General features: G+C 69.3%; 5 protein-coding genes. 2 read left to right on the forward strand and 3 right to left on the reverse strand.

The genetic code is table 11. The annotated features are described in order from the left end of the window. Positions 1-111 precede the first annotated feature (111 nt). Complete coding sequence (locus tag IG04_RS0123965; RefSeq protein ID WP_157512979.1) at positions 112-2,370, forward strand: non-ribosomal peptide synthetase; 2,259 nt, start codon at positions 112-114, stop codon at positions 2,368-2,370. Then, entirely contained in the window at positions 2,367-3,386 is a 1,020-nt protein-coding gene (locus IG04_RS0123970; protein WP_051770535.1) for a hypothetical protein, read from the forward strand. The genes IG04_RS0123965 and IG04_RS0123970 overlap by 4 nt, the downstream gene beginning before the upstream one ends. On the opposite strand, the gene IG04_RS0123975 is transcribed toward IG04_RS0123970, so the two are convergent. The 3 genes from IG04_RS0123975 to IG04_RS0123985 are packed head-to-tail and all read right to left on the reverse strand — an operon-like array spanning position 3,383 to position 14,759. Then, on the reverse strand, positions 3,383-9,733 hold the full coding sequence (locus tag IG04_RS0123975; RefSeq protein ID WP_030478952.1) for a non-ribosomal peptide synthetase: 6,351 nt from the start codon (positions 9,731-9,733) through the stop codon (positions 3,383-3,385). The two genes, IG04_RS0123970 and IG04_RS0123975, sit on opposite strands and share 4 nt — an antisense overlap. A gap of 12 nt (positions 9,734-9,745) precedes the next feature. Further along, a complete protein-coding gene (locus IG04_RS0123980; RefSeq protein ID WP_144065298.1) occupies positions 9,746-10,726 on the reverse strand; it encodes an AMP-binding protein in 981 nt (326 codons plus the stop codon). Continuing rightward, on the reverse strand, positions 10,716-14,759 hold the full coding sequence (locus tag IG04_RS0123985; RefSeq protein ID WP_030478954.1) for a non-ribosomal peptide synthetase: 4,044 nt from the start codon (positions 14,757-14,759) through the stop codon (positions 10,716-10,718). Before IG04_RS0123985 ends, IG04_RS0123980 begins: the two co-directional genes overlap by 11 nt. Positions 14,760-14,778: the final 19 nt, after the last annotated feature.

Consider the following 14,778-nt stretch of genomic DNA (forward strand, 5'->3'; position numbering starts at 1 on the left):
TCCTGTTTGACTGCCACTACCAGCACTTTTCTGGTTCGACGACCTCCCCGCGCCCAATTGGAGGCCAAGGTGCACTCAGTGCGACCATTGCCCGATTCCCTCTTCGCGAAGGTGGAACAACTCGCAGCGAAGAATCAGGTGTCCGTCGCCGGCGTACTCGGTGCGGCGTTCCGGGTGATGACGCTGCGGTGCGGGTCCGGCGAGCCGGTCGACATCCGGCTGACGGCCGATTACCCGGTCCGCCGGGCGTCGTGCCCGGCCCCCGGCTCCCCCTTCACGGTCCTGCTGTCGGAGCCGCACGCCGAGGCCGCGCAGGACGACACGGCCGGGGCTCGCTTCAGCGGGTATCGCCGCGGCACCGCGGCGCACGTCGACCTGCACCTGGAAGCCGACCTGTCGAACGGCGGGGCGGTGCTCCACTGGCACCAGGAAGGGGAATGGGGGAACCCCGTGCTGGCGCGGTTGCTGCCTGGCTACTTCGAGACTCTGCTGGCCGCCGTCGTCACCCGTCCTGAAGCGTGGGTGGCGGAACTGCCGCTGATGACCTCGGCACAGGAGGCCGCGCTCGAACGGATCTGCGTGCCGCTGGACCGGTTCCCGGTGACGACACCCGCCCACGAGCGGGTGGAAGAGCAGGCGCGGGAGCGGCCGGACGCCGAAGCGGCGGCCGACGGCGCCGAGTCACTGACCTACCGGCAGCTCAACTCCGCGGCGAACAGGCTCGCGCGGGTACTGCGGAGCCAGGGGGCAGCACCGCAACGAACGGTCGCGCTGCTGATGGACCGCTCGACCGACATGCTCGTCGCCTTCGTCGCGGTGATGAAGACCGGCGCGGCGACCGTGCTGCTCGATCCGGCGCACCCGGTGGCCCGGCTGGAGCAGGTTGTGCGGGACACCCAGCCGATCGCGGTGGTGTCGTTGGCCCGCTTGGGAATCGCCGCCTTCGCCGGGCAGGTTCCAGTGCTGTGCGTCGATGCCGAGCGCGACCGGATCGCGGCCGAGCCGGACGGCGATCTTGGTGTGCGGATCCATCCGGACATGGTCGCCTACGTCGTGCACACGTCCGGTTCCACGGGCGTGCCGAAACGTGTGGCGGTGACCCATCGGTCCGTTGCCCACTCGTTGCAGACGCACGAGGAAGGCCATCGCGCCGTCCCGGACGACCGGGCTTCGTGGTTGTCCCCTCCGGGATCGTCGGTCTCCGTCGGCGAGCTGTGGCCTTACCTGGCCGCCGGTGCCGGCGTTCACGTGGCCAAGCCCGACGTCGCGGCAGCACCGGAGGCGCTGCGGGACTGGCTCGTCGCCGATCGCATCACCAAGACGTACGTCAGCATGCCCATGGCGGAAAGCCTCTTCACGCTTCCGTGGCCGGACACCGCGGCGCTGCGTTTGCTCACAGTCGGCAGCGACACGGTCCGCCGATGGCCGGCTGCCGACCTGCCGTTCGAGGTCGCCGTCGCCTACGGCTCCTCGGAGGCGAACGGGATCACCAGTTGCCTGGTGCCGTGGGACGACCGGGTGACCAGCCGGACGGCCACGCCGGCTCAGCGGCAGGCCGTGCCGCCCGTCGGCAGGCCGTGGAGCGGTGTCCGCCTTCGGATCCTCGACGACGACATGCGGCCGGTGCCGCTCGGCGTGCTCGGCGAGGTGTACGTCGGCGGACCCGAACTCGCACTTGGATATCTGGGAGCACCGGGCCTGACGGCGGACCGCTTCGTGCCGGATCCCTTCGGACCGGACGGAGAACGGCTGTACCGCACAGGTGATCTCGGCTGGCTCGACGACGACGGCCTGTTCCACCACCGCGGGCGGGTCGACCGGGAGATCAAGGTTCGAGGGTTCCGGGTCAACCCGGCGGAGATCGAGGCGGTGCTGCTGGCACATCCGGAGGTCGACGACGTCGTCGTCGTCGCGGTGCCCCACCCGGACGGCAGCCGTCAGCTCGCCGCCTACGTCGTCGGCCGCGCGGAAGCGGACGAGCTGCGTGGCCATCTCACCGCCAGGCTGCCTGCACACCTCGTCCCCGCCGCCTACCGGACCGTCGGCGACCTGCCCCGGCGGGTCAACGGGAAGGTCGACCGGCAGGCGTTGCCGCCGGTCGAATGGGTGTCCGCGAACGCACAGGCGCCCCAGGACGAGTTCGAGGAGGTCGCCGTCCAGTGCTTCACCGACGTCCTCAAGATCGACCGCATCGGCGTCGACGACGACTTCTTCGTGCTCGGCGGGGACTCACTCGCCGCAGCGCGGGTGGTGGCACGCATCAACGAGACCGTGCGCCGCCGGGTGTCCGTCCGCGACCTGCTCAAGAACTCGACGCCGAAAGCACTGGCCGGCGTCATGCGCACCGGGAAGACGAGGCACAGGGCGTGATCATCGAACTGCGGCCGGGGACGAGCGCCCCGGAGATCCAGGCGGTCACGAGCCGGCTGGCCGCCCACGACGACGTGACGGCCTGGCCGGTTCGCCTGGCAGACCGGGTGTTCGTCGCGGTGAGCGGGGACGAGGACCTGGTGCCGGAGATCGGCTCCGCCGCCGTCCTCGCCCGGCACTCGACGCGAGAAACCGGCTGCTGGCTCGTTGCCGGTGCCAACGACGTGGCGCCGTCGCAGGTGTCCATCGGGGACAGCGTGGTCGGCGGCGGATCGCTGTGGTGCGCGGCGGGTCCCTGTGCGCTGGAGGACACCACCGACGCGATGGACACCGCGCTGCTCGCACGGGACCAAGGCGTCGCCGCCATCAGGATGGGGTTGTTCAAACCGAGATCGAGTCCGTACCACTTCCTCGGCCAGGGCAGGAGGGGACTGGCGGGGCTCGCCGAGATCAAGGCCGCGACCGGGCTCCCGGTCGTCACCGAGGTGCTCGACCCGCGCGACGTCGAGCACGTCGCGAAGGTCGCCGACTGCCTCCAGGTGGACACCCGGAACATGACGAACCGCGCACTGCTGGCCGAGCTCGGCGGTGCCGGGCGACCGGTCCTGCTCATGCGCGGGCTTCGCTCGACCGTCGCGGAGTGGCTGCGCGCGGCAGAGTTCGTCCTCGCCAACGGAAACTCCGATGTCGTCCTCTGCGCGCGGGGAATCGTGTCGTTCGACAACTCGCTGGCGTTCCAGCCGGACTTCGGCGCGATCGCCGAAGTCCGGCGGCACACGGCACTTCCGATCATCTTCGACCCGAGCCACAGCACCGGACGGGTCGCCGCGGTCGCACCCGCGGCGCTGTCCGCGGTCGCGTTCGGTGCCGACGGCCTGCTGCTCGAGACCCATGTCCGGCCGGAACGGATGTACCGGCCGGGCGACGCGAACCAGATGTACCCCGTGTCCGGGATCAGCCGGCTGCTCGCTGCCTGTGCCGAGATCAAGGCACTGATGCCGGCGCTGACGCCCTAGGCGTCCCGTCGCTCGATTTCGTCGAGCAGGTCCTCCAGCGACACCTCTCCGCCGGAGTCGACCTCGGCGACAGCACCGTGGTCCGCGGTGAGAAGACCCGCGAGGTGCGCGACCGTGGGGTTGCCGAAGAACTCCGCAAGGCTGACCTCCCGGTCGAACTCCTCCCGGATGCGCGCGATGAGCTGGTACGTCAGCAGAGAATGCCCGCCGAGGCGGAAGAAGTTGTCGTGCGGGCCCGCCGAGACCTCCAGCACCTCGAACCACAGGGCCGCGACGCGTTCCTCGACCGGCGTGAGCGGCCGATCGTGGACGCCCGAGTGCGTCACGGGTGCGGGCAACGCCGCCCGGTCGATCTTGCCGTGCGACGTGACCGGCAGCCGGCTCAGCACGGTCATCGTGTTCGGAACCATGTGTGCGGGCAGCTTGGCGGCCGCGTGCTGGAGCAGGTCCGTACCGGTCGCTGTGCCGTGTACCGCGACATAGGCGTCGAGGTGCTGGCCGTGTGCGTCGGTCCGAGCGGTCACGAACGCGCGGGTGACCTCCGGGTGCCTCTCCAACGCGTTCTCGATCTCGCCGGGCTCGATGCGATGACCGCGGATCTTGAGCTGGTGGTCGGTCCGGCCGTGGAACGCGATGTCTCCGGTGGACAGCCACCGGGCTCGGTCACCCGTGCGGTACAGGCGCGCGTCCAGCCCGAACGGGTCCGGCACGAACCGGTCGGCCGTCAGTCCCGGCTGGTTCAGGTATCCACGCCCGATGCCCGGTCCGCCGAGGTAGAGCTCACCGGTGACACCGATGGGGACCGGGTTCATCAGACGGTCGAGGATGTACACCTCCCCGTTCGGGTACGGCTTTCCGATCGGCACGTCCTCGCCGCCGAAGCCGGACACCCGATCGTCCCTGAGGTACACGTTCGTCACAGACGTCTCCGTCAGCCCGTAGACGTTGATGGCCGACCCACCGTGGTCCCTCCACTTCAACCACACGTCCGGGTCGATGCGCTCACCGCCCACCAGCAACAACCGGAACGGCTCCGGCAGGGTCTCCGCAGCCCGCTCCAGGTGATCCACGAGCACCGCCCAGTACGCGACCGGCAGCTCGCACGCCGTGATCCCCTGCCGCGCAAGGAGATCGAGGAACGCGGCTGGAGTGAGCTCCGCCAGGTCCCGGTCCGCGAGCACCACCGCGCCTCCCGCCGCCCAGACCGGGAAGACCTCCTCGACCAGCACGTCGAACGTCACCGCGGCGAGTTGCAGGAACCGGTCCTCCGGGCTCAGGCCGAACACCGCTACCGCCGGCACGGCGAAGCTCACCGCGTTGCCGTGCGTGCACATCGCACCCTTCGGTTCCCCGGTGGAGCCCGAAGTGTGGAAGACGTACGCCAGGTTGCCCGCCACGAGCGGGACATCGGGATCGTCGTCGCCGAACGCGCCTGCCCCTGGCCGATCGATCTCCACCACATCAGCCGCGCCGGCGACGAGGTCACGGTGTCCGCTTTTCGTGACCAGCACCCGCGCACCGCTGCGATGGATGATCCCGGCGATCCGGTCCTGCGGCTGTCCGGGATCCACCGGTACGAACGCGCCACCTGCCTTCAGGACACCGAGCAGCGCGACCATCAGCTCGGCGGAGCGGTCCAGGCAGACCACCACGCAGACGTCCGGACCGACACCGAGCGAGCGCAGTTCGTGCGCCAACCGGTTCGCCCGCGCGTTCACCTCGCCGTAGGTGAGCTCGCCGAAGGCGCCGCCGATCGCGATCCGCGAAGGTTCCCGCGCGGCCCACTCCTCGAACGAACCGTGCAACGGCAGGTTCGGAACCGCGGTCTGCGCACCGCGGCTCAATTCCTCGACGACGGTCAGCCGGGCGTTCTCCGACAACAACGGAAGCTCTCCCACACACAGGGTGGAACCAGCGGTCACCGCATCCAGCACAACGCGGAACTCGTCGGAAAACCGCTGCGCACCAAGGAGATCGAACAACTCGGGGTCGAACTGAACCGACACCACGGCCTCTTCGGGGAAGTCGAGCACGGTGACGTCGAGGTCGAACTCGGTCGCCGTGAACCTCGTCTCCGGCGGATGTACGGTGACATCCCCGCTGACGATCGGTGTCCGGTCGCCTTGCTCGTAGCTGAACATGATCTGGAAGACGGGGTGCCGCCCCGCCAGCCGTTCCGGCCGCAACTCCTCCACCAGCCGGTCGAACGGGACGTCCTGGTGGTCCAACGCGTTGACCACCCCGGCACGCACCTGCTCCAGCACGTCGCCGAAGTCGCCGGACCACTCCGGACGCACCCGGACCACCACGGTGTTCACGAAGCAGCCCACAACGTCCTCGAGCGCATGCCCGCCGCGGCCCCACACCGGCATGCCCACCACGAGGTCTTCCGCACCGGAGCGCCGCGACAACAGGACGGACAGCACCGACAACAACACCATGCTCGGCGTCACGCCGTTGACACGTGCGTACTCCACCATCCGCCGATGCAACCGACCGTCCACTGTGAACTCGTGGACACCGCCGGCAGCAAGTTCGGCGACCAGCGCACGGTCCTGCGGGAGCGGCAACAGCTCGGGTGCACCCGCGAGGTGGTCGAGCCAGTAGCCGAGCTGCTCCCGGACCAGCTGCCGGGCATCTGCACCGCGCTCCCACACCGCGTGGTCCACGACCTGAACGGGCAGCTCCGGCAACCCGGCCTCGATCCCGTCGACAACCTCGCGGTACAACGCCACCAGGTCCCGCACCACGACCCCGGCCGACCACCCGTCGAAGACCAAATGGTGCACCACGAGCAGCAGCACGAACTCATCCACGCCGACCCGGACCACGCGCACCCGGAAGACACCCTCGTCCAGCCTGAACCCGCGGCGCCCCTCTTCCGCCGCCACACCGCGCAACTCGGCGTCGTCCAGTGCCCGCTCGACGTCGATCACGCACTCGACCTGGGTCCCGGGCAGGACCACCTGCAGCGGACCGTCGGTGAACACGGTCCGCAGTGCCTCGTGCCGCGCGACCAGCCGGCTCAGCGCGGCGCGCAGGCCGTCCTGCTCCAGCGCACCGACCCACCGGATCTCGCACACCACGTTGTGCACACCCGAATCCGGCGCGGCACGTTCGACGAACCACATCCGGCGCTGCGCCGACGACAACGGGAATCCCTCGGCGCCACGATCCGCCGCGAGCACGTCACGGCTCGGACGCGGGCCACGATCGTGCTGCGTGGCAAGAAGTGCGGCGGTACCGGCGATCGTCGGGTCGGCGAAGAAGTCCGAGAGCGCGATGTCGGCGCCGAGCACCTGCCGGATACGCGCGACCAGCTGGTAGGTGAGCAGGGAATGACCGCCGAGCTGGAAGAAGTTGTCCTGCGGGCCGACGGCCGTGACGCCGAGCAGCTCGCACCACAACGCGGCCAGCCGTTCCTCCACCGGTGTGAGCGGACGGTCGGCAACCGACGCGTGCGCGGTGGGCGTGGGCAGCGCCGCGCGGTCGATCTTGCCGTGCGGCGTCACCGGCAGCCGGTCCAGCACGGTGACCGTGGCGGGAACCATGTGCGCGGGCAGTCGGGCGGCAGCGTGCCGCACCAGATCCACGACGGTGACTCCGAGATCTCGAACGGCGACATAGGCGTCCAGATGTTGCTGCCCACCGACGTCCGTGCGGGTCGTGACGAACGCACGGGTAACGTCCTGATGCCTCTCCAGCACGTTTTCGATCTCACCCGGTTCGATCCGGTGACCCCGGATCTTGAGCTGGTCGTCGGACCGGCCGCAGAACACGACCTCCCCGGCGGAGGTCCAGCGAGCGCGGTCACCCGTGCGGTACAGCCGGCCACCCTGACCGAACGGGTCCGGGACGAAACGTTCGGCGGTCAGCGCGGGCTGGTTGACGTACCCCCGGCCCGTGCCCGGACCACCCAGGTACACCTCGCCGACCACGCCGATCGGAACCGGGTTCAGGAAGGCGTCGACGATGTACACGGTGGCGTTCGGGAACGGCCGCCCGATCGGCACTTCCCCACCGCCGAAGTCGGTGACGCCGTCATCCCGCAGGCACGTGCTCGTCACCGAGGTTTCGGTGAGACCGTAGACGTTGACGGTCGTCCTGCCGTGGTCACGCCACCTCGACCACACATCGGGGTCGACTCGCTCGGTGCCTACCAGCAACAGCCGGAACAACTCCGGCAGGCGATCCTCGCCGTGGTCCAGATGGTCGACGAGCACGGTCCAGTACGCGGCCGGCAACTCACACGCCGTGATCCCGCGCCGCGCCAGCAGGTCCAGGAACGCCTCCGGGGTGAGCACCGACAGGTCCTGGTCCGCGAGCACCACCGCACCGCCCGCGGTCCAGACCGGGAACACCTCCTCGACGAGTACGTCGAAGGTGGCGGCGGCCAGCTGGAGGAAGCGGTCCCCGGAGACCAGACCGAACGCGGGCACCGCGGCGACCGCGAAGCTGACGGCGTTGCCGTGCGTGCACATCGCGCCTTTCGGTTCCCCGGTCGAGCCCGAGGTGTGGAACACGTACGCCAGATTTCCGGCGGACAGCGGCACATCCTGATTCCGGTCGCTGAACCGGCCGGGCCCCGGCCGGTCGATCCGGATCACCTCGTCGACGTCACCGAAGATGTCGCCGGTCCCGGTCGTGGTGATGCCGAACCGGATGCCGGCGCGCGTCGTCATCCTGGTGATCCTGTCCCGCGGTTGTCCGGGATCCACCGGTGCGAACGCGCCGCCCGCCTTCAGCACGCCCAGCAGCGCCACCATCAGGTCGGCGGACCGGGGCAACCCGACCGCGACCAGCACGTCCGGTCCGACGCCGAGCGACCTCAGCTCGTGGGCCAACCGGTTCGCCCGCGCGTTGACCTCACCGTACGTGAGTTCGGTGTCCCCGCACGCGACCGCGATGCGCTCCGGTTCCAGCGTCGCCCAGTACTCGAACAAGCCGTGCAGCGGGACGTCCGGGATCGCGATCCCGGCGCCCTTGCTCACCTGGTCGAGGAGCGAGCGGCGGGCGGCGTCCGACAACATCGGCAGCTCGCCGACGCACGCGTCCGTACCGGCCAGCACCGCTCCCAGCACGGCGCGGAACTCGTCGGACAGCCGCCCCACACTGTCACGCCCGAACAGCGACGCGTCGAACCGCACCGAAACGGCGACCTCGTCGGAGAAATCGACGACGGTGATGTCCAGATCGCAGCCCGTGTCCGCCTGCAACGCCTCGCTGGGACCGTGGACCTCGAACCTGTTGCCCGTCAAGGGCTTCCGTGATCGTCGTTCGTAGCTGTACATCACCTGGAACAACGGGTGGTGCCCGGCCCGCCGCTCGGGCCGCACCTCCTCCACCAGCCGGTCGAACGGAACCGCCTGGTGATCCATCCCGTCGATGACGCCCGCGCACACCTGGTCCAGCACATCGTCGAACCCACCGGTCCACTCCGGACGCACCCGGACCACGACCGTGTTCGCGAAGCAGCCCAGCACCCCCTCGGCGGAGCGACCCTGCCTGCCCCACACCGGCATACCGACCAGCACGTCGTCGACGCCGGCCCGGCGCGACAACACCACGGACAACACCGACAACAACACCATGCTCGACGTCGCGGCGTTGACCCGCGCGTACTCCGCGAGCGACTGAACCGTACTGCTGTCCAACGAGAAGCCGAAGGTGTCCGGCATGCGGCCCGTGTCAGCCCGTGGGCGTTCCGCGACGAGAGGCAACACACTCGGTGCGTCAGCGAGATAGTCGAGCCAGTAGCCGAGCTGCTCCTGCACCACCGCCTCACCGGCCTCACTTCGCTCCCACACGGCGTGATCCACCACCCGCACGGACAACGCGGGCAGCTCGGCCGGAACCCCGTCGACGATCTCGCGGTACAACGCGACCAGATCCCGCACCAGTACCCCGGCGGACCACCCGTCGAAAACCAGGTGGTGCACCACGAACAACACCGCGAACTCGTCCACGCCGGTCCGGAGCACCCGCACCCGGAACAGGCTCTCGTCCAACGAGAAGCCGCGCTGCCCCTCCGCCAGGATCACGGCACGCAGCTCACCGTCGTCCACCACCCGGTCGACGTCAGCGACGCAGTCGATGTCCGCCTCGGGCCGGACCACCTGCGCCGGCGCGTCCGTGAAGACCGTCCGCAGCACCTCATGGCGCGCGACCACCCCGCGCAGTGCCGTTCGTAGTGCCTCGGGCACCAGCTCGCCGGCCCATCGGATCTCGGACACGACGTTGTACGCGCCCGCCTCTGGTGACACGCTCTCGGCGAACCACATCCGGCGCTGGGCCGACGTCAGCGGGAACCCGGTGGCGTCACGATCGGCCACGACCAGCTCATCCATCTGCAGAACCTCTCAGATCCGTTGCCGCACAGTGGTAGTGCGGGAAAGGCGCGCCGCCGCGCCGAACACCACATCGGGTGTGACGCCGCAAGCGGGCTGTGCGTCGAGCTCGGCGTCCGCGAGATAGCGGGAAGACGCCGAAGCGGGCGCGCAGACGTGCAGCAGGGGGATGCCGTGCCTGCGCCGCCACAGGTCCAGGTTCCGGTTGCTGACCGGTCCGGCCCCGGTGACGATGACCAGCCGCACAGTGGCGGGCACACGCCAGGGGCGCGTGCCGGACATGCCGGCGAGCACCGACCAGGCCTGCGCCCGCAACGTGACCACGGTGGCCTTGGACGCCCTTGCGTGGTCGAGGAACACCGCGACATCCCTGGTGCACCGGTCGTCCTGAGCGAGTGCGACCGTTCCGCCGCGCAGCAACACCGGAACGATCTCCTCGAACACGCTCGGGTCCGCGGTGTCCGCGGTGGTCAGCACGACATCGCCGGAGGTGAGAGCCAGCTCGTCCGCAACCTTCGAGGTCAGCGCGTGCAATCCGGGACCGGTGACCAGACGCCCGCGCGTCACCGCGGAGCCCTTGTCACGCCACACCGCAACGCCGGCGGGGCGCGACGTCACGGAAAGGCCGGAAAGGACGTCGACGACCGGGGGATCCTCGATGCTCAGCGCGTGACTCGGCATCGGAACGGTCACCGCACCCGCACGGAGTGTTCCGATCAGCGCTACCACCAGGTGCCAGGACGAGCTCAGCCGGACACCCGCGACCGCGTCGTCGGCAAGGTCCAGGGCACGGACGCGATCCGCGAAGTGCCACGCGTACCCGTCGAGTTCCGCGTAGCTGAGGCGGTGGGTGCCGTCAACGACCGCGATCGCTCGCGGGCTGGCCTCCGCAAGACGGCTGATGGCCGCGTCGACGCTGTTCGGCGGCACCGCGGTCACGGCATCGAGCTCTTCGGCGACCAAACGGGCCTGCCGCATGCCGCTACGAGTCACTTGCCGGCCGCTGTCGGAGGGCGACCGCGCCGATGAACCGCTGCAGTGCGCCGGCCAGGTCTCCGGCGAACGGTTCGCGCAGCATCGAGTAGTGGTCGCCCTCGACCGGGACGAACATCAGGTCCGCACAGATGTTCTGCCACAACGTGTTCGGTGCGCCGGCGGCCGGGGCGAACAGCGCGGTCGGCACCGTGATCGTGCCCGCCATGGTGTGCGAATGAATCGCGTCGATGCTGGAGGTGAAGCGGTAGAACGCTTCCGGGACGTCATCGGCGCCGCGGTACCGGTCGGCCAGCGACGTCCGGGCGACGTGGTCCGCCACCACGGACAACGCCTCGGTCTCCGTGAGCCCGTCCAGAGTCCGGGGCGCAATCTCCAGCGGGCACTGGGCAGAGGCTTCGAGGTCCTCGATGAAGGCCGCCATGCGGTCGGTGGAGGCTTCCTGCGCGATGTCGTCGGGCGACGCCGGGTCGAGCAGAACCAGCCCCGCCGGAGCACGGCCGTTCTCGTGCAGCACCCGGACCGTCTCCGCCGCCACCAGGCCTCCCAGCGACCAGCCGCCCAGCAGGTACGGCTCGTCCGGCCAGTCTCCCAACGCCGTCGCGCAGTGCTTGGCGAGTCCGGATATCCCGTCCCGGACGTCGGCTGGAGGATGGTGCGAAAGGCCGTACACCGACGTCTCGTTCGTCAACGCTCGGGTGACGTCCTGATAGCTGAAGAGGTTTCCGCCGGATCCGGGTAGGAGCAGAAGCGGGAGATCACCCGCGGCGGCGCGCAGCGTGGCCCAGTCCGGACCTGCGGCGTCCCGGGTCACGGCGACGGCGATGCGCGCGGCCGTTCGTTCCTGCAACACCAGCACGGGATCGACCCTCCTGGGCGTGCCCAGCCTGCTCTCCAGCTCGTGTGCGAACCTGACCGCGGCCAGTGAGTGGCCACCGAGTTCGAAGAAGTCCTCGTGCGGACCGGCATCCGGGCTGTCGAGTACCGCTCGCAGGACATCAAGCACCACGCGCTGTCCCTCTGTCAGGTCGCGGTCGTCGGGCGTGCGAGCCGAGACGTCAGGACGCGCGGTGATCTCAGCCAGCAGCTTGCTGTCGACCTTGCCGTTCGCGGTCAGGGGCAGAGCCGGAACCAGGATGATCCTGGCCGGAACCAGGTACTCCGGCACGAGCCTGCTCAGCTCTGCCCGCAGGTTCCCGGCCGTGACCTGTTCCCTGACCACCACGTAAGCCGAGATCTGACCCTCTCCGAGGCCATCATTGAAGTCCACATAGGACTGGGTGACGGCGGCGATCCGGTCGACGGCGTTCTTCACCTCGCCGAGCTCGACCCGATGGCCCCGAATCTTCACCTGGTCGTCGTTGCGGCCGACGAACTCCAGTTCGTGCTCTCCGGTCCACCGGGCCAGGTCACCCGACCGGTAGAGCCGAGCACCGGGCACCGTGCCGAACGGGTCGGGCACGAACCGGCTCGCGGTCAGGCCGGGCTGGTCGTGGTAGCAGCGAGCCACTCCCGCACCACCGACGTGGATCTCTCCTACGATGCCGATCGGCACATGCCTGCCCTCCGGGTCCAGCACGTGCACGGAGACGTCGCTCAGCGGGCGCCCGATCGGCGAGCGTGAGGTGCCGCGCAGGCTGCCGGCATCGAGCACCCGATGAGTGGTGTGCACGGTCGTCTCGGTGATGCCGTACATGTTCACCAGCCGAGGGATTCGTTGCTCTGGTTCGCTCAGCCACGGTGCCAGGCTCGGCAGGTCCACGGCCTCGCCACCGAAGACCACGATCCTCAGGTCCAGATCCGCGGCCGAGACACCACTGCGGCCGAACTCCGTCATCAGGGAGGCGAACGCGCTCGGCGTTTGGGCCAGAGCGGTCACCGACTCCTCGCGCAGCAGCCGCACCAGGCTCGCCGGTGATCGCGCGACGTCGTCCGGCACCACGACCAGGCGGCCGCCGTGCAACAGGGCGGACCACATCTCCCAGACCGAGAAGTCGAACGAGTACGAATGGAACAACGTGCTGACGTCCGCCGGGGAGAAGCGCATGTCGTCCGAAGTGGACTCGAACAGCCGGACGACATTGGCATGGGACACCAGCACGCCCTTCGGCTGCCCGGTCGACCCCGAGGTGTACATCAGATAGCACAGACCATCCGGATGGACCGCCGCGGACGTGAACGGCTCACTACCGGTCGCGTCCGTCTCCCCGATGTCCAGCACCTCGACGTCGGCGAGCGAGGTGTACCGGCCGGCCAGCACCGCATCGGACAGCAGCAGACGCGCACCGCTCCGGCGGACGAGGGACGTGAGACGGTCCTCGGGATGCCGCGGATCCAGTGGCAGATAACCCGATCCGGCCTTCAGCACGGCGAGGATCCCCACGATGAGCTCGACCGATCGTGGCAGCGACACCGCGACGACGTCCTCCGGTCCGGCTCCGGCGCGGCGCAGCCGGCGGGCCACCTGGCCGGCCCACCGGTCGAGCTCTGCGTAGGTGAGATGCCGCTCGCCGCAGGACACCGCGATCGAGCCGGGCCGGGCCCGCGCCTGCCGCTCGAACAGGGCGTGCAGGGACTCGGCGGGAGGGGGTACGGCCCTGGCAGGGCCACTGAGCTCGGTGATCAGCTGTTCCGTCGCGTTGCCGACGAGCGTCGACTCCCGCATCGGACTCGCCGACGAGCCCACGCCCGATGCCAGCACGACCTTGAAGGTGTCGAGCAGTGTCCCGGCATGCTCAGCGGTCACCACCGTGGGATCGAACTCCAGCCGCGCGTGCAGGGTGCGGCCTGCCACCGAGACGAACAGCAGCAGATCGACCTTCGCGGCACCGGTGTCGACGTGCTCGAACGGATGGAAGGTGACATCCGGCAGCCGCACTGGCGTCGGGTCGTCGTTGCTATAGGCGAACATCACCTGGAACAACGGGGTTCGCTTCCCGATCCGCTCGGGCCTGACCCTGTCGACCACCTTGTCGAGAGGCACGTCCTGGTGCGCAAGACAGCGGAACAGGGTGTCACGCACCTGGGCGACCAGCCCTGCGAAACCGGCGCCGTGGTCTACCGCGACCGGGACCGGGATCGTGTTGACGAACAGGCCCATGACGTCGTCGTAGACCGAGTCCTGCCGGTTCGAGACCGGTGTACCGATGATCACGTCATGGGTGTTCGTGAGCGACGACAGCGTGGCTGCCCATGCGCTGAGCAACACGACGAACGAGGTCGCGCCCTGGCTGCGAGCCACTGCGTCGACACCGTCCAATGTGGATTCGTCGAGGATCGTCCCGACCGAGTTACCGGCGGCCAGGACGGACCTGGGACGTGCCCACTCCTGGGGTAGGTCGAACACCGGTGACACGCCGCTCAGCACGTGCTCCCAGAAATCGAGGCCTTCCTCGAACCGCCCGGTGTGCGCGCGGCGCCGCTCCAGTCTCGCGTAGTCCGCATAACGGGCCCGCGGCGGTGACGGAGGAGAGTCGCCGTACCGGCGTGCCCGGTAGAACGCCACCAGGTCCTGGTGCAGAAGCTCGGCCGAACGGTCGTCGAACGCAATGTGGTGGATGTCGATGTAGAGGACGTGCAGCCCGGCGGCCATGCGCACCAACCGCGCTCGAAGCGGTGGTTCCGCCAGGTCGAAAGGCTCAGGTGGAGCACTGACCACTGTGGACAGTTCCTGGGCGCCCGAGCAGTCCACCACCACGACGTCGAGGTCATGCTGGTCCGCGACGACCTGGATCGGACTGCCGGCGAGAGAGACGATCCTGGTGCGCAGCGCCTCATGGCGCACCACGACGTCCTTGATCGCGCCGACCAGGTCAGCCACCACGACATCGCCCTCGATGGCCAGCGTCATCGGCACGTTGTACGCCGGCGAACCAGGTTCCAGCTGGGTGAGAACCCACATGCGTTCCTGTGCGAACGACAGAGGTGCGATGCCCTCCGCCGTCACCGACCCGTTCCCGATCCTCGCCAGCACCTCATGCCGCCGGTCGGGTGGCATGGACTCGATCCGGGCGAGCAGGTCGTCCTGTCCCATCGTTTCCTCTCCAGCCGGA

It is taken from the genome of Lentzea albidocapillata (assembly GCF_000719115.1).
Lineage (GTDB): Bacteria > Actinomycetota > Actinomycetes > Mycobacteriales > Pseudonocardiaceae > Lentzea > Lentzea albidocapillata.